This is a genomic window from Arcicella rigui, assembly GCF_034929435.1.
Classification (GTDB): domain Bacteria; phylum Bacteroidota; class Bacteroidia; order Cytophagales; family Spirosomataceae; genus Arcicella; species Arcicella rigui.
On record NZ_JAYFUM010000021.1, the window covers coordinates 21,486 to 37,263 of the forward strand.

Below are 15,778 nucleotides of genomic sequence, written 5' to 3' on the forward strand. Positions count from 1 at the left end.
TACCAAAGTCCCTTGCCCTAAAGCTAATGACTTCATTACGATTCTTACAAATATACAATTTCAAGATAGGGCTTGTCAATACACAGAACGAATTAATTCAAGTTTATTACCTTAAAAAAGTTATATTTTGAGGAAATATTCAACTCCATTTCTCATATAAGCACTTTTCCTTAGTTTTTTCAAATTTGAAAAAAAATTAAAAAAATTACTTTTTTGGTCATTTCTATCCCAAAAATATGCTTTTCAAGCCTTTTAGGTACAAGTTCCCTTTTTCCCGACCGAAGGCTTCAATGGGCAATATTATAAAATCTCTGAACAAATACTTATGATTTTTGTTAGCAATAGGTAATTTAAAAATGTTGCTAAAATCTTTTAGCTATAAACATATTCAATTCTCGAAATGACTAAAATTTCTATTTTTTGGTTTCGCCGTGACCTCCGCTTGCACGATAACGCTGGGCTTTATCATGCCTTAAAATCGGGCAATAAAGTATTGCCTATCTTTATTTTTGATAAAAATATTTTAGATAGATTGGATGATAAACGTGACCGACGAGTAGAGTTCATTCACCAAGCATTAAGCGATTTGCAGCAAGAATTAGTGGCTTTGGGTTCATCGCTTTGGGTGCAGTATAGTACGCCCGAAGAGGTTTTTCCTGCATTACTCAATCAATTTGATATTGAAAGTATTTATACCAATCACGATTACGAAAAGTATGCACAAGAAAGAGACGATGCCGTTCGTGAATTTGTCAATAGCGAAAATGTAGCTTTTCATACTTTTAAAGACCAAGTAATTTTTGAAAAAAATGAAGTACTTTCTGGTGCAGGTACACCCTACACCGTTTTTACGCCATACAGCCGAAAATGGAAAGAAAAAGTGAATGATTTTTACTTGAAACCATATCCTACCGAAAAGTATTTTCATCAATTTTTGAATACTGAGCCTTTTGCTATGCCCACTTTGGCATCAATGGGTTTTGAGGCTGTGGGTGCTTCTTTTCCAAGCAAAGAAGTGCGAGAAAGTATCGTAAAAAACTATGCTGAAAAAAGAGATTTCCCAGCAGTGGTGGGTACTTCAAGGCTTTCGGTGCATTTACGTTTTGGGACGGTGAGTATCCGTGAGTTGGCAAGAAAGGCTCAGGCTTTGTCTGAAACTTGGCTGAATGAATTGATTTGGCGAGATTTTTATTTCAATATTACTTATCATTTTCCACATATCGGGCAGGGTTTTGCTTTTAGAAAAGAGTACGATAAAATTCGCTGGAGAAATAATGAGGCGGAATTTAAGCTTTGGTGTGAAGGGAAAACGGGTTATCCAATCGTGGATGCTGGAATGCGTGAATTGAACGCTACGGGTTTTATGCACAATCGTGTGAGGATGATTGTGGCGAGTTTCTTGACAAAACATTTGTTGATTGACTGGCGTTGGGGCGAGAAGTACTTTGCTAAAAAACTCTTGGATTTTGATTTTGCAGCAAATAACGGGGGCTGGCAATGGGCTTCGGGAAGTGGCTGCGACGCTGCTCCGTACTTTAGGGTATTTAATCCGACTTTACAGACACAAAAATTTGATAAAGATTTGGCTTACATCAAAAAATGGGTACCCGAACTCAATAGTTTCAATTACCCACAGCCTATCGTAAACCATGACTTTGCCAGAAAAAGAGTTGTGCCTGTTTATCAGGAGGCGTTAAAGGCTAAGTAAGACTTTAGGACTTCAGGACTTTAAGATTTTAGGATTTTTAGACTTTAAGATTTGGTAACTTTAGAGTTAAAACATCCCAATAGTCTCAAAACTTTAAAATCACTCAAGTATTCTAATCGAATATCTCTTAAAATCATAAAGTCCTAAAGTCATCAAGTCTTAAAGTCTCCAAAACTAATCATTCAAAATATAATCCTTCAATTTAGCCTCTAAATCTTGGATAGACATATTTCTGAAAATTCCTCCGTGGTTTACGAAAGAGATTTCTGCTTTTTCTTCTGAAACTACGATAATGGCTGCGTCGGTCTGTTCGCTCATGCCAAAAGCAGCTCTGTGTCTGAATCCTAAAGTAGGTGAAATTGTACCACTTTCTGAAACGGGTAACATACAACGTGCCGCCGCTAATCTTCCATCTTTGATAATAACCGCACCATCGTGTAAGGGACTATTTTTATGAAAAATCGTGAGGATAAGTCTTTTTGATACTTCTGCATCCAACACATCTCCTGACTCTATGAATTTCTTTAAATCATCTTCTTTTTCAATCACAATCAATGCACCCGTATAACTCAAAGACATCACTTTTACGGCTTCTACAATCGACTGTAAAGTATTGATATTTTCTTTGGCAACTTTTGGCGTATAAAACTTTTTGAGCAAAGTATTTTCACGAATTGAAGTAGAGCGACCAAGCATCATCAAGAAGCGTCTGATTTCTTGTTGGAAAATAATCAACAGTGCCAATACGCCCATGTTCATAAATTGTCCCAAAATTGAAGACAAAAATTCCATTCCTAATGCTTTAGACACCAAGTAAACGCCATAAACCATTAAGTACCCAAAAAAGATTTTATTAGCGATACTTCCCTGAATCAGTTTATAAATCTGATACAGCATGAAAGCCACCAATAAAATATCTAAAACATCAATCCAATCAATTGTTAAAAAGCCTATTTGCATCTTATTTTTTTAAAAGGTTTTTATTAAGTTCAAAAGTATATTTAGTGTAAAAGTATTCTATACTATCGGCTCTCTGATTTCGGCTCTCGGCAAAAATGTATATTTTTATTATCATCCGAATGCTGAAAGCTCATTGCTATGCCGTTCCCAAAATGTACGCTCCATCCAAACAGATTTTTGCATACGCTTCCATTTTTGAAGGTTCACAAACGCCAATAAAATCACCTTTTTTGCCTTGCATATCCGTAATTACTTGAAAATGAAGATGTGGAGGCCAGTCTCCATTTACGGCAAATTCACCAAATTCTGCGATTTTCTCGCCTGCTTCAATGGATTTTCCTTCAAAAAGCGAATCCAGACATTCAAGATTCAAATGTCCGTAAAGCGTATAAAAAGTGTTTTCTTCTAAATAATGTTCTAAGATAATAGTTGGGCCGTAATCTCCAAAACCAGCATTATTCTGAAAACTATGTACTTTCCCTGCCAATGGAGCAAAAACTGGCGTGCCTGCTGCCGCCCAAATATCAATTCCTAAATGAATGGAACGAGGTTCTTCGTTTTGTTGGAAATGTTCACTTCTTCGATAAATATAACGATTTTCGAGATAACCTCCAATGGCACAAACCGCTTTTGCTTCATTAATTTTCTCATCTACGTACTTACTAAACAAAACGGTATCGGCTAAATTTAATTCCTTTAAATCGGGATTATTCTCTGTGAGGTCGATATGATAAATTGTTTCCTTTTGAAAATCAAAAGGAACAACGGGTTTGAATGAGTACTTTTTTAAGATTTCTATCATATTATTGATTTTGGATTTTGGATTTCGGATGTCGGATTTCGGATGTCGGATGTCAGATTTCAGATTTGGGATGTCAGATGTCGGATTTGGGATTTGTAAAATAAAATTGTTCTCTACAATTCCGAAATCCGACATCAGAAATCCAAAATCCCAAATAGCTCTAAACTCATAATTCCTAATTCATATTTCATAATTAAAGACTGTTTTCTTTCACCTCCGAAAAAGTAATTTCTTGAAGTATTTCACCATTTTCAAAAATGGTTTCTAATACATCGTCGCCACTTTCTTCAAGGTTTCGGGTTTGGTATTTTTGATTTTCATACACCAATTTCAGCCTTCCTTTTTTACTGATTTTTCCGTGGTCGGTAATAGGGTCTTTAAAAACTACTCTGTCTTCGCCATTTACCGTAGCACTGCTACATTTAAAGGCAAATTTCTGAGTGTCTCTGTTTACTTTTTGCAATAAAGCTCCGCCCATGCCAAAAGCCACATTGTCGGCACTCCAACCGTGATTTTTGAGATTTTCTAAAATATCACCGATGCTTTCATAATTTACGCCATCCCCTTGAATAATTCTGATGTTCGGATTGAGTACTTTATAGCCTTTTTCGTTGACGGTAAAACCAATTTTTTCGCCTAAAATTTCCGCTACTTTCAGCACTACATCTTTAGGCTCACCGCTATCTGGACGAACTACCAACGTTCCTTTTCTGCCTAAAATTTGATTCTTCAATACTTCTCCCCAAAGTTTTTCGCAGGCATTATAAATATCATAGCTATCGCTCACGACCGCCACCAAACCTTCTGGATATTGTTCCAACATATTTTGATAAGCGGCTACTTCTTGGCTTTGTCCCCAACTGGTAATAGTGCTGTGTTCAGCAGCAGGAATACTAAAACCAAACATATCGTCTTGGTTGCCATAATATTCTTGGATAAACGTAAGTGCCGCCACGGTATCTGTTCCCATAAAATTAATCAAGTGCGAAGCTCCGCCAATTCCTGCACTATCAACGCTACTGACACCCCGAAAACCAAAATCATGTAATTTGAAATCTATTGTTGAAGGGTCGCCAGTGGCAGATAAGTATTGTAAAATCACTTTTCGTACTTCTCGGCTAATAGTTGCCACTGTACACGGATACCATAATTGCAATAAAAGCGTTTCTAAAAAATTAGTAAGCCAAAAACAATTGGGGTCGGTATTTTCTACCGTCATCATTACGTTGTGAACAGGAATTACTTTTCCTTCGGGAACGGCTTTGATGCGAATGGGCAAGCGTCCTTGATGCTGATGTAAAATATATTCCCAGCCAGCTTTGTTGAAAAGTTTTTCATTGCCAAAATGAGCCGTGAAAAGTTTAGCCGCACGGTCTATTTTTGCTTGACTAACGACCTCGCCCGCTAAATATTCTTTGAGTAAAAACTGTAATCCAAAAAAGGTTACATCCTCAAATTTTCCACCTCGGCTTTCAAAATAGCTATAAATTTGGCTTGTGCCTTTCGGATATTGTTGGTAATGACTTACTTTGTAGCTGTCTGTAAGAAGTATGATATTATTTTCCATCGTAAAATCTTGAATGCTTAAATATCTTGCAATATGTTAAAATATTACGAAATCTATCCTTCCCAAATGAATATCTTGTAAATTGCGTCTTAAATATCCTTCATCTTTCGGGATAATTTAAAAAACAGAGCGATTAAGGCTGAATTTTTGAAACAAACTGTACAAAAAACAATAAAAAACCAATCCATAACCATTTTCGTCTTAAAGAAAAGAAAGGCTGACAAGCATTAATATTTCCCTAAAATAACAATGATAAAAATTTCCACCAACTCAAAAAAAGACGTTTACATTCACGCATCCATCATTACACTTTTGTTGATGGTACTTTTTTTTGGTTTTTTCTTCGTGTATTTGCCTTGGAGTACCAATCACGGTGATGCGATTACTGTTCCGAATTTGAAAGGTTTAACTATGGAAGAAGCTGAAGACCTTTTGGATGAAAGAAATCTTGATTTTGAAGTAACCGACAGTACTTTTACGCCCAACGTAAAACCACTAACGGTACTTTCTCAATATCCTTTAGAAAACTCTAAAGTAAAACAAGGACGAAAAATTTATTTGACGATTAATACCGAAACCGCACCGATGATTAAATTACCGAAATTGACAGAAATGTCGGTAAGAAGTGCGGAACAACAACTATTAGTGTCAGGTTTAATAAAACCTGATTTGGAGTATCAGAACGATAGCCGACAAAACGAAGTATTAGAAGTGAAATTCCAAGGTACGAAAATCGAGGCGGGTTCGTTAATTGCCAAAGGCTCTAAAGTTACGCTTGTAGTTGGAAACGGAACAGATAATGTAGAAATTGAAGTTCCTTGTGTAATCGGACAATTGTACGACGAAGCACAAATCGTTATCAAAGGCTCTGGTTTACAAGTAGGTACTGTTATTTACGACCCTACTTCAACCGAACCAGCAGGCACAATCATCAAACAAAATCCAGATTGTGATGGCGGAAAAATTCATTCAGGAGAAATGATAGACCTTTGGGTGGCTGGAAATCCTCCTAATTGATTTTTACTTTCAACGAATTATGGAAAAAATACCTACTGAATTTAATCAATCTTCAAAATTAGTGTTGCGTGGTTTCATGCAACACTTCTTTATTTTTACACTCTTACTTTTCTCGTCATTCGCTCAAGCTCAGTGGAATACTGTTCCTATTACTCGGAATTCTTCTATTAATATTAATCCGAAAACAAATGCTCAAAGCAAAGTTGAAGCTTTGACTTTGCCTTTTTTTGACGATTTTTCGACGGCAACAAACGGACAAGCCTTGCCTAATCTTTGGCAAAATGGTGGCGGTGTTTTTGTCAATAATACTTTAGCCACTGGGCAACCTTCGGTAAATGTGGCTACTTTTGATGGACTAAAAGCCAATGGTTTTCCGTATGATTTCACCAATCAGACGGCTCAAGGAGCAACCGATACGCTTACTTCGCAACCAATAGATTTGTCTCGCTACTCCCCTGCCGACTCTTTGTATTTTAGTTTTTACTGGGAAGCAAAAGGCTTAGGCGAACAGCCCGACAATAACGATTCGCTTTGTTTGCAGTTTTTGACCAATGGAAATATCTGGAAAAATATCTGGATTCAGAAAGGCGACAATATCGTCAACGCATTTCAACAAGTAATTCTACCAATTCGGGCGAGTTTGTACTTTCATTCAAATTTTCAATTTCGTTTTCAGAGTTTTGGTAGAAAATCTGGTCAGTTTGACGTCTGGCATTTAGATTATGTGTGTTTGGCAAAGAAAAGTGACAATGCCTTGAATGGCTATATTTTAGGAAATATTTACAATAATCAGACAAAGAAATTTGAAAATATTTCGTCACTGAAAGATCTTGCTTGTTCCGAAAATATTCAGCCCATACTTAAACGATACCGAGCAATGCCAATGACGCAGTTTTTGGCAGCCAAACCTTCATCAAATAGCGAAATCGCAGATTCGTCGGGCGTAAAAGTGAATAATTTATACTTGAATAATAATGACGTAAACTTGTATTTTTCAGTACAAAATATAAGTACAAAAGATACTATTTACAAAGACCAAAGAGTTGGGAAAGACGCTCTGACCTTGGGCGGTTCAAAAATATTTAAGTTTAAAAATAACTTTGCCAATAAAATTTCGGGCGATAAAGCTTATTTACGAGTAAAGTTTTTACTCGGTACGCAAGATGCCAGCAACAGTACTTTTAATAAAATTTTGGCTCAAAACGACACCATCAGTACCACATTGGCATTGGATAATTATTATGCCTACGACGACGGAACGGCAGAAGCAGGAGCGTATCTAAAAAAAGGTTTTGGCAGAGTAGCGGTACAATATGTAAATAATAAATCAGATGTGGTGAAGGCAATTAGAATCAATCTTCAACCTTCGCTGACGAATATTGCGGGCAATGCCATTACACTACAAATTATGGCAAATGACCGTGGAAAACCAGGAACAGTATTAAGAGGACTTTATACAAAAATTCAATATCCCGACCAACAAAATGGGTTTATAGAGTACGCCATCGACCCCGTAGTGGTTACCGATACTTTTTATGTGGGCTATTTACAATATACCGACGACGAACCTGTGATTGTTGGTTTAGATAAAAACTCCTCGCAGTTTACGGGTAAACACTTTTTTAATATCAGTAACGAATGGATAAATGCCTCATCAGCCGACACTACTTTGTACAAAGCCATGCGAGGAAGTTTGATGATTCGTCCTGTCATGGGCGGACAAGTATCGCCCGTAGTGTTGGAAACCGAAGACGAAATTCAAGATAAAAACTTGGTTGTGTCGCCAAATCCGAGTTCGGGAATTATCCGCTGGAATGATAGAAGTCTAAAAAAAGTAGAAGTTTTTGATATTTCGGGCAGAAGTGTTCATCAAGAAACAACTGATAATCAAAGTATTAATTTAGAATCCCTAAATTCAGGAATGTATCTTTTGCGACTTTCAAATGAACGTAATACATTTGTCAGAAAAATATGGATTAGTCATTAAATAAACAATTAAATAAATACCAATACCATGGATATTAGCGTAGAAGAACTTAAAGCGAAACTTGATAAAGGCGAAACTTTCAACTTCCTTGATGTAAGAGAAGAATACGAATATGAAGAGCAAAATTTAGGAGCGAAATTGATTCCTTTAGGCGAGTTACCAGACCGCTTGGATGAAATTGAGGCTTGGAAAGATGAGGAAGTAATTGTTCATTGCCGTTCAGGAGCTCGTTCTGGTAAAGCAAAAGCCTTTTTAACAGCACAAGGATTTAGCAATGTCCGCAATGTATTGGGTGGCATCTTAGCTTTTAATGAGTTAGACTAATAAAGGTTTCAATAATCTTAGCAAGTGGTCTGTCGAAAGGCAGACCACTTTTATTTACAATGAATATATCCAGTATTTCAGCCACTGAATTTAAAGAGCGTTATCCCCATCTTCATATTTTAGACATCCGAACGCCCTACGAAATTGAAGAATTTGATATTGGCGGACTACAAATTCCTTTGGATGAACTCTTACTTTCAACTGAAAAAATTTTACATCTTCAAGACCAAGAAACCATTGTTGTTTGTTATTCAGGCTTACAAAGTATCATTGCTTGTAAAATTTTAGAGAAAAAAGGTTTTCAACATTTACGAAATTTAGCAGGCGGATTAGAAGCCTATTTGAATTTATAGAAGCGATGAAAATGATTTTCACGGCATTTTAACAACACAAAAGAAAATCTTTCGATAGAAAAGCAGTATTTTTGAAGATGATTTTTAGTTAATAAAGTCATTTTATCAAATTTTCGAAATAGCTTTAGTACTAACTCATAATTCATATTTCACAATTCATAACTCTTACATACCCTAATGTTGACATATATTGACTGGCATACTTCTCCTGAAATTTTCAATTTATTTGGCTTCCCAATTCGTTGGTATGGATTAATGTTTGCTTCGGCGTTTTTAGCTGGCTATCAAGTACTTAGTTATATGTATAAAAAAGAAGGACGTTCGCTTGAAGAAGCCGACGAACTACTAATGTACGCTATGATTGCCACAGTAGTTGGTGCAAGAATGGGACATTACTTCTTTTACGAATTTCCTTTGTTACTTAGCGACCCCGTTCGTTTTTTTGTTTCAATGGTTACACCACCGTATGCAGGTTTGGCTTCGCATGGTGCAGGTATTGCATTGTTGTTTGCATTTTATCTCTATTCAAAAAAGAGAAACCTTCCTTATTTATACATTACAGACAGAGTAGTACCCACAGTAGCTTTGGGCGGAGCTTTCATTCGTTTTGGGAATTTGATGAATTCTGAAATCGTTGGAAAACAAACCGACGTACCTTGGGCTTTTATGTTTTATAACGACTCTTCTCTCGGACACGATTATATGACCGTTGTACCACGCCACCCTTCGCAATTGTACGAATGTCTTTCGTGTTTAGTACTTTTCGTAATTTTGATGTGGATTTGGAATCGTAAAAAAGAAAATACGCCTAATGGTTTTATGACAGGCTTTTTCCTTTTAGTACTTTTTATTCTTAGATTTTTATACGAATTCTTGAAAGAAAACCAAGTAGCTTTTGAAGATGGCATGAGCTTCAATATGGGACAATGGCTAAGTATTCCTGCTATTATTTTTGCCATAGGTGTATTGATTTATGCTTTTAAAAATAGTAAAAAAAGCATCTAATTGCCTGATAATTATCAGTCTTACAAATTAGTTTTTGCTATCTTTATTAACCATCTTTGTATATAAACATTAACAGACAACAAAAATGGACAATACAGAAAAAAAGCCTACTATCTCTGAGGCATTAGATAGCTTAGTAGCAGCAACAACCGATAAAGTAGCAGAATTAAAAGCTGAGGCTGACGTAAAAATAGCGGAAGCTAAAGTAGCAGCTACCGAACTTACAGCCGAAGCAACTGAAAAACTTGAGGAAGCAAAAACATTAGTAAGCGAAAAAATCACTGAACTAAAAAGTATAGATTATGCCGCCAAAGCTGAAACTTTGAAAGCAGAAGCTATCGAAGAATTGAAAGATTTGAAAGAAGACCTCAGTGAAGAAATCGAAGATTTGAAAGAAGTAGCTTCTGAAAAATTAGAAGAAGCCAAAGAAGCAACAAAAGGTGTTTTTGATAAAATCAAGGGGATTTTTGAATAGCAATTTAGATATAAATTTTGAGTTATGAATTATGAAATCTTTTAGCTTTAACGATTTCATAATTCATAACTCAAAATTTATAATTTCAATACACCTTATCCATCTTCAACCCACTCACGCCTTTCATTCCGTTGTTTAAAATTCTTTTAGCACGTAAGTATCTTTTGAAATTAAAAGCATCAAAATTCGGAGCAGACGCAATCATACTATTGATTCTTACTTTATCTGAAGCGTGAATAAACTCTCCGTTTCCTAACCACATCGCTACGTGAACTACTCTTTCAGAACCGTCTTCACGTTTTTCTCCAAAAAATAATAAATCTCCAGTTTTCAAGTTTGCCCAATTGCCCGTTTTATCAACCAACTCGCCAACCATTACTTGTTGCGAAGCATCACGAGGCAATAGTATGCCATTCAAGAAATAAACCGTTTTGGTAAAACCACTACAATCAACGCCCTTGAAAGAAGTACCGCCCCAGAGGTATGGAACGCCCATTAATCTTTTGGAAGTTTTATCTAAATTTTCCTCAGTAGTATTAACACCAGCCAACCATTTATTGTAAATATTAGCTTCATTTTTGGCAACAAACCCTCTTCTGTTATCAGGAAAAAGTACTTGATAAAAGCCATCTTTTTCGGCAACAACTTCCAAAATACAACCAGCCACCAAATCTGAAACAGTTGACGATTCAAGATTTGTTTCAGAATATGCCGAACCATAAGCACGAGTATAAATGATTTTGGGCGTATTCTGCCAATGCGAAAACTGTTCTTTATTCAAAGCAGTAATCGCTCCTCTATCCACCCAAGCAATGTATTGGTCGGGCGTTTGAATCAATAACCAACCATTATCTTCTTTCTCTAAAATCTTTACTGGAGTACCCAATAAAGCCTGCGAAGCCAACTCTCCGCTATGGCGTGGCGAGTAACGAATGTTACAAACAGACACTTCAACCAAACCATAGATTTTATCTTCTAATTCAGTTTCTGGCAAAGTTTTAATTTCATCAACTACGATGGAATTTGCTACTTTCAGCCGACTGATTAAAGCATTTTTAGCTTCAATCAAATTTGTTTTTCCTGTCAGAATCAATTGATTATCTTTTCGATAAGCATCAATTTGAAAAATAGCAGTACGTTTATCTGGAGCATACCGCTGGGTGAAACTATCAATGATTTGTGAAACAGAAGAGTCGGCAAGGCTTGCTCTGCTTGAATTTGACTTTAAAGGTTTCGTCGGATTAGCCAACGAAACTAAAGTATTTAGGAATAATAAAAGGAAATATTTTTTCATGGAATTTTTGTTAGCGATAAGTTGTGAGCTATGAGCCTTTAGCTTTGAGCTATGAGCTATGAGCTATGAGTAGTGAGTTTTGAAATTTGATTTTAAGCACTGAATCCTGAGTTAATTAAGCGTTCAAAATAACAACTCAAAGCTCACCGCTCATAGCTCAAGACTAATAGCTCAACAGCTTACTTATCATAATTCATCTTAAACTTACTCAAATCGGCTTTGTATTTTCTCGAACGAGTACTTTCGTAGTTGTAAATCAATTGCCCTAAATTCTTCATAAAGGGAAAACCAACGGTTTCGTAGTCATAGTGGTCGTCGTTGAAAACTTCGTCATTATTACAAAGCAAAACGGTCGTGAGCATAAACTCTACACCCGTTGAAAAATCAACGATGTAAGCATTATCCAACAAAAAACCATAGGCATCGCCCACTTTGTTAAAGATGCGAATATTCGGATTTACCACATCGTCTTTATGACTTCCATACATCAAAAATTTACAATAGGTTGGATAAAAATCGGGAGCTTCATACTTCGGATAAGTACTTTCAGTAGGCATTTGCGACATATACTTGTACAAAAACTGATAGTCAGAATCCGTCAATTGAAAGCGTTGTTTGGAAGGAACAGCTTCTGGGAAAAGTACAGATTTCAGAATACCTTGTTGCTCTAATAATGGAAAAAAGTTTTTGTCAGTAAAAGCATAAGGTTCTTTCACTAAAGAATCTCCTTTCATATAACCTTTACCTATTAAAATGGGCGTTGGCGAAGCATAGTTTTTCTCCGAAATTACCATAGGTTGTTCGTATAAAACCTTGTCGCCTTCTTTGAACTGAATAGGATTTGTTCTTCGGTTTTGTTCACGGTTCATACCCACTTGTAGGCGGTGATAAATACGACTATGTTCATAGCCTTTCTGATGAAGCGTCTCATTAAAAGCTTCTTGTCCTAAAAATTCATACAGCCGATTGAAAGCATCGTTATCCGAAACCATCAATATTTTTTTGATATAATGTGCTACCGAAGGCAAGCCATTTTCTGCCGTAGAGTCTTTCGTTACGGGCGTATGGCGTTCATACTCTGCACCCGTAAACATGGGCGTTTCTTTAGTTAAGCCTTTGATGTTGAGTTGATTAATTTTCTCCAAAGCCATCACACTGGCCGGAAACTTCACTGTACTGGCTGGATAAAAATACTCTGAATTGTTGATTCTGAAACCATAACTTTTAAAAGTCGGGCGGTTCTTTTTATCTCTATCAATCTGAGTATAAAGAATTTGCACCCGATACTTATCGGCATTATCCAAAATATCCTTGAACTCTTCGGGCTTAGTAGCCATTAATTTGGGGAGAAAATCAGTGTCAAGATTCTGAGCTTTGGTCATAGCAGAAGTCATCAGCAGAAAAGCAATTAGCTTTAAAGTTCTGTTTGTTTTTTGTTTATTCATTTGGCTATTTGTTGATGTATTTCAGTGGCCCGAGTTTCCAACTCGTAAAGCAACCATGATAAATGCAAAGCTTATAAAGTAAAATAAGATGAGCATCCTGTTCTATGGAAAAACTTAAAGCTAATATAGTTTCAGTAATACGAGTTTCCAAGTGCTAAAGCGTTTTACTTTATCAGGACAAACTAACATAGGCTTATGCAAATAAAGTAGTAATTTTTTATAAAATTCTTCTCTCAAAAATATTCAGTCTAACAAACATCCAATTTAACTATGTCAAATTCAAGACGAGATTTTATTAGAAAAATCGGTGGAACTTCTGCACTCCTTTTTGGTGGTGCGGCTCTTACTGATGCTTATGGAAAAACCTTTACCTTAGAACCAACCGCAAAAATCTCTGCCAATGACAAAGTACGCATTGCTCTGATTGGCTCAGGAATTATCGGACATTACGATGCTGATACAGCCCTACAAGTACCAGGCGTTGAAATCGTTGCTGTCTGTGACTTATACAAAGGTCGTTTGGAAAGAGCCAAAGAAAAATGGGGAAATGATATTTTTACGACCAGAGATTACCGTGAAATTCTGAGCAGAAAAGATATTGATGCCGTTTTGGTTTGTACTTCTGACCATTGGCACGATAAAATTTCAATTGATGCCATGAATGCTGGCAAGCATGTATATTGTGAAAAGCCAATGGTTCATCATATTGAAGAAGGACAAGCGGTAATTGATGCACAGAAAAAAACGGGCAAAGTATTTCAGGTTGGTTCGCAAGTGGCAAGTAGTAGCGTTACTTGGGAAGCCAAGAAAATCTATGAATCGGGTATTATTGGCGAATTGGTATATGTAGAAGCCACCAACGACCGTACTTCTGCCAACGGTGCTTGGCAATATACTATTCCGACGGATGCTTCTACCCAAACAGTCGATTGGGACACTTATATCGGCGACGCTCCGAAAGTACCTTTTGACGCAAAAAGATTTTTCCGCTGGAGAAATTACAAAGACTACGGAACAGGCGTAGCGGGCGATTTATTTGTGCATTTATTAACCAATTTACATACGATTACGGGTTCGACTGGACCAAATAAAATTTTTGCTTTGGGCGATTTAAACCTCTGGAAAGACGGTAGAGATGCTTACGACATCGTTACGGCTTTGATGAATTATCCAGCTACCAAAGCGAATCCTTCATTTCAGTTTTTTACCAGAGTAAACTTAGCTGACGGCGGAAGTGGTGGCTCGCCTACTCGTTTGATTGGGACAGAAGGCGTAATAGAATTATCGTGGGGAGGCTTAAAAGTGAAAAACTTCAAACGTCCAAAAGCTCCAGAAATTGGTGGATATGATTCTTTGGCTACTTTCTCAAAGGCAGAACAAGAAGCGTCGATGAAGGCATATAAAGCGATGTACTCTGATGAAGATACCAAATGGCAATATGGAAAAGAAATTACTTTTAAAACACCAGACGGTTACGATTCTCGACTCGACCATTTTATTAATTTCTTTGAATCAATCCGTACTGGAAAAAAAGTTTGGGAAGATGCTACTTTTGGACTAAGAGCCGCAGCACCTGCATTGGCTTGTAACAAAAGTGCCGAAACAGGTAAACCTGTACTTTGGAATCCTGAAACAATGAAACTGGCTTAATGACAAAAAAGTCCTTTTTAAGTAAAAAAATACTTTGAAAGGACTTTTTTGATATTTCTTTAAAAAAAATCAGGAAAACATTTTGAAAAAAATAAATTTAGGCACATATTGTGCTTAAATTCAATATCAGCAAAACATTCCGCCAAATGTGATGATGATATGAAATCAATAGTGCTATCGCAGTAGTACGTATTTTCTTCATATCCTAAGTTAAGCCTTTTTAGGCTTCAACTATCTCCTTTCGGCATTTTACTCAACGTTTTTCTGGTATCCTTTGATAAGTTGATTTTGTATCAATTATCTTTTCTTTTGAACATTCAAAACTGTTTTATATAGATTTTTTATGGGTTAGGGTTATTGAAAAAGTCGTTGGTAATACTAACGACTTTTTTTGATTTTACCCTAAAACCTCAAAATCCTTTAAATTGTGGCTTGCGTTTTTGTAAAAAAGCCATTACTCCTTCTCCAAAATCATGCGTTTTTCCTGCTATATCTTGGTGAATCGCTTCCAACTCCAGCATTTCTTCTAAAGAAGAATGATAAGACTGATTCAACACTTTCTTGAGTAAGCCAATCGCTAAAGTAGGGGCATTGGCGTATTGAGTTGCCATTTTGGCAACAGCCGTATCTAAATCTTCTTCTGCCACTACTGAATTCACTAAGCCCAGAGACAAACATTCTTGAGCTTCCACTACTCTACCCGTCGAACATAATTCAAAAGCTTTTTGCGAACCTACCAATTTGGGCAAGAAAAACGACGAACCTGCATCGACGATTAAACCAATACTGATAAAAATCTGAGACATTTTAGCCGTCTTGGAAGCGATAATCATATCACAAGCCAAAGCTAATGAACAGCCTGCTCCTGCGGCAATACCGTTTAATCGGCAAATCACAGGTTTGGGTAAATTCCGAATGGCTAAAATCATTGGATTGTAATTCTTGCGAAGCGATTCGCCCAAACTTGTTGAGCCATCTAAACCTTTTTTCAAATCTGCTCCAGAACTAAAAGCCTTGTCTCCTGCTCCCGTCAATACCACTACACGAATACTTTCGTCTCCTTTGGCTTGCTCGAAGGCCTGCGTAATTTCCTGAATGAGTGCTGGACTGAGGGCATTATACACCTCTGGGCGATTGAGTGTAATAGTACAAACGCCTGCTTGAACCTGATAAAGAAGATATTGATACATC

Annotated in this window: 14 protein-coding genes; 8 read left to right on the forward strand and 6 right to left on the reverse strand. The window is 36.7% G+C overall.

Annotation, left to right across the window (positions count from 1 at the left end; all coding sequences use genetic code 11):
* Window positions 1–400 precede the first annotated feature (400 nt).
* The gene (locus VB248_RS16795; RefSeq protein WP_323297967.1) at window positions 401–1,708 is read left to right on the forward strand and encodes a cryptochrome/photolyase family protein; all 1,308 of its coding nucleotides are present in this window, start codon (window positions 401–403) and stop codon (window positions 1,706–1,708) included.
* Window positions 1,709–1,882: 174 nt separating this feature from the next.
* On the opposite strand, the gene cdaA is transcribed toward VB248_RS16795, so the two are convergent.
* From cdaA to VB248_RS16810, 3 genes are all read right to left on the reverse strand, one after another.
* Window positions 1,883–2,668: a diadenylate cyclase CdaA gene (cdaA, locus tag VB248_RS16800; RefSeq protein ID WP_323297968.1), complete on the reverse strand. Its 786-nt coding sequence runs from the start codon at window positions 2,666–2,668 to the stop codon at window positions 1,883–1,885.
* A gap of 136 nt (window positions 2,669–2,804) precedes the next feature.
* Window positions 2,805–3,470, reverse strand: a complete 666-nt coding sequence (locus tag VB248_RS16805) for a peptidoglycan DD-metalloendopeptidase family protein (RefSeq protein ID WP_323297969.1) — start codon at window positions 3,468–3,470, stop codon at window positions 2,805–2,807.
* A 193-nt stretch (window positions 3,471–3,663) separates the two neighbouring features.
* Window positions 3,664–5,037 carry a nicotinate phosphoribosyltransferase gene (locus VB248_RS16810; RefSeq protein ID WP_323297970.1) on the reverse strand — a complete coding sequence of 458 codons (1,374 nt, stop codon included), beginning with the start codon at window positions 5,035–5,037 and terminating at the stop codon, window positions 3,664–3,666.
* 249 nt (window positions 5,038–5,286) lie between these two features.
* On the opposite strand from VB248_RS16810, the gene VB248_RS16815 reads away from it, so the two are divergent.
* From VB248_RS16815 to VB248_RS16840, 6 genes are all read left to right on the forward strand, one after another.
* Window positions 5,287–6,054 carry a PASTA domain-containing protein gene (locus tag VB248_RS16815; RefSeq protein ID WP_323297971.1) on the forward strand — a complete coding sequence of 256 codons (768 nt, stop codon included), beginning with the start codon at window positions 5,287–5,289 and terminating at the stop codon, window positions 6,052–6,054.
* Window positions 6,055–6,073: 19 nt separating this feature from the next.
* Window positions 6,074–8,041, forward strand: a complete 1,968-nt coding sequence (locus VB248_RS16820; RefSeq protein WP_323297972.1) for a T9SS type A sorting domain-containing protein — start codon at window positions 6,074–6,076, stop codon at window positions 8,039–8,041.
* Between the two features lie 27 nt (window positions 8,042–8,068).
* A complete protein-coding gene (locus tag VB248_RS16825; protein ID WP_323297973.1) occupies window positions 8,069–8,365 on the forward strand; it encodes a rhodanese-like domain-containing protein in 297 nt (98 codons plus the stop codon).
* Window positions 8,366–8,424: 59 nt separating this feature from the next.
* Entirely contained in the window at window positions 8,425–8,718 is a 294-nt protein-coding gene (locus VB248_RS16830; protein ID WP_323297974.1) for a rhodanese-like domain-containing protein, read from the forward strand.
* Between the two features lie 177 nt (window positions 8,719–8,895).
* Window positions 8,896–9,723: a prolipoprotein diacylglyceryl transferase gene (lgt, locus tag VB248_RS16835; protein WP_323297975.1), complete on the forward strand. Its 828-nt coding sequence runs from the start codon at window positions 8,896–8,898 to the stop codon at window positions 9,721–9,723.
* An 85-nt stretch (window positions 9,724–9,808) separates the two neighbouring features.
* Window positions 9,809–10,198, forward strand: coding sequence for a hypothetical protein (locus VB248_RS16840; protein WP_323297976.1), 390 nt, complete (start codon window positions 9,809–9,811; stop codon window positions 10,196–10,198).
* Between the two features lie 85 nt (window positions 10,199–10,283).
* On the opposite strand, the gene VB248_RS16845 is transcribed toward VB248_RS16840, so the two are convergent.
* Window positions 10,284–11,492, reverse strand: a complete 1,209-nt coding sequence (locus VB248_RS16845) for a C40 family peptidase (protein ID WP_323297977.1) — start codon at window positions 11,490–11,492, stop codon at window positions 10,284–10,286.
* A gap of 179 nt (window positions 11,493–11,671) precedes the next feature.
* Complete coding sequence (locus tag VB248_RS16850) at window positions 11,672–12,937, reverse strand: serine hydrolase (RefSeq protein ID WP_323297978.1); 1,266 nt, start codon at window positions 12,935–12,937, stop codon at window positions 11,672–11,674.
* A 270-nt stretch (window positions 12,938–13,207) separates the two neighbouring features.
* Between VB248_RS16850 and VB248_RS16855 the strand changes: the two genes are divergently transcribed.
* Window positions 13,208–14,587 carry a Gfo/Idh/MocA family protein gene (locus VB248_RS16855; protein ID WP_323297979.1) on the forward strand — a complete coding sequence of 460 codons (1,380 nt, stop codon included), beginning with the start codon at window positions 13,208–13,210 and terminating at the stop codon, window positions 14,585–14,587.
* A 410-nt stretch (window positions 14,588–14,997) separates the two neighbouring features.
* On the opposite strand, the gene VB248_RS16860 is transcribed toward VB248_RS16855, so the two are convergent.
* On the reverse strand, window positions 14,998–15,777 hold the full coding sequence (locus VB248_RS16860) for an enoyl-CoA hydratase/isomerase family protein (RefSeq protein ID WP_323297980.1): 780 nt from the start codon (window positions 15,775–15,777) through the stop codon (window positions 14,998–15,000).
* Between the last annotated feature and the right edge of the window lies 1 nt (window position 15,778).

What these genes read in the sequence shown, in the direction of transcription:
- VB248_RS16795 (WP_323297967.1), top strand. Translation starts at nt 401, where the DNA reads ATGACTAAAATTTCTATTTTTTGGTTTCGCCGTGACCTCCGCTTGCAC.
- cdaA (WP_323297968.1), bottom strand. Translation starts at nt 2,668, where the DNA reads ATGCAAATAGGCTTTTTAACAATTGATTGGATTGATGTTTTAGATATT.
- VB248_RS16805 (WP_323297969.1), bottom strand. Translation starts at nt 3,470, where the DNA reads ATGATAGAAATCTTAAAAAAGTACTCATTCAAACCCGTTGTTCCTTTT.
- VB248_RS16810 (WP_323297970.1), bottom strand. Translation starts at nt 5,037, where the DNA reads ATGGAAAATAATATCATACTTCTTACAGACAGCTACAAAGTAAGTCAT.
- VB248_RS16815 (WP_323297971.1), top strand. Translation starts at nt 5,287, where the DNA reads ATGATAAAAATTTCCACCAACTCAAAAAAAGACGTTTACATTCACGCA.
- VB248_RS16820 (WP_323297972.1), top strand. Translation starts at nt 6,074, where the DNA reads ATGGAAAAAATACCTACTGAATTTAATCAATCTTCAAAATTAGTGTTG.
- VB248_RS16825 (WP_323297973.1), top strand. Translation starts at nt 8,069, where the DNA reads ATGGATATTAGCGTAGAAGAACTTAAAGCGAAACTTGATAAAGGCGAA.
- VB248_RS16830 (WP_323297974.1), top strand. Translation starts at nt 8,425, where the DNA reads ATGAATATATCCAGTATTTCAGCCACTGAATTTAAAGAGCGTTATCCC.
- lgt (WP_323297975.1), top strand. Translation starts at nt 8,896, where the DNA reads ATGTTGACATATATTGACTGGCATACTTCTCCTGAAATTTTCAATTTA.
- VB248_RS16840 (WP_323297976.1), top strand. Translation starts at nt 9,809, where the DNA reads ATGGACAATACAGAAAAAAAGCCTACTATCTCTGAGGCATTAGATAGC.
- VB248_RS16845 (WP_323297977.1), bottom strand. Translation starts at nt 11,492, where the DNA reads ATGAAAAAATATTTCCTTTTATTATTCCTAAATACTTTAGTTTCGTTG.
- VB248_RS16850 (WP_323297978.1), bottom strand. Translation starts at nt 12,937, where the DNA reads ATGAATAAACAAAAAACAAACAGAACTTTAAAGCTAATTGCTTTTCTG.
- VB248_RS16855 (WP_323297979.1), top strand. Translation starts at nt 13,208, where the DNA reads ATGTCAAATTCAAGACGAGATTTTATTAGAAAAATCGGTGGAACTTCT.
- VB248_RS16860 (WP_323297980.1), bottom strand. Translation starts at nt 15,777, where the DNA reads ATGTATCAATATCTTCTTTATCAGGTTCAAGCAGGCGTTTGTACTATT.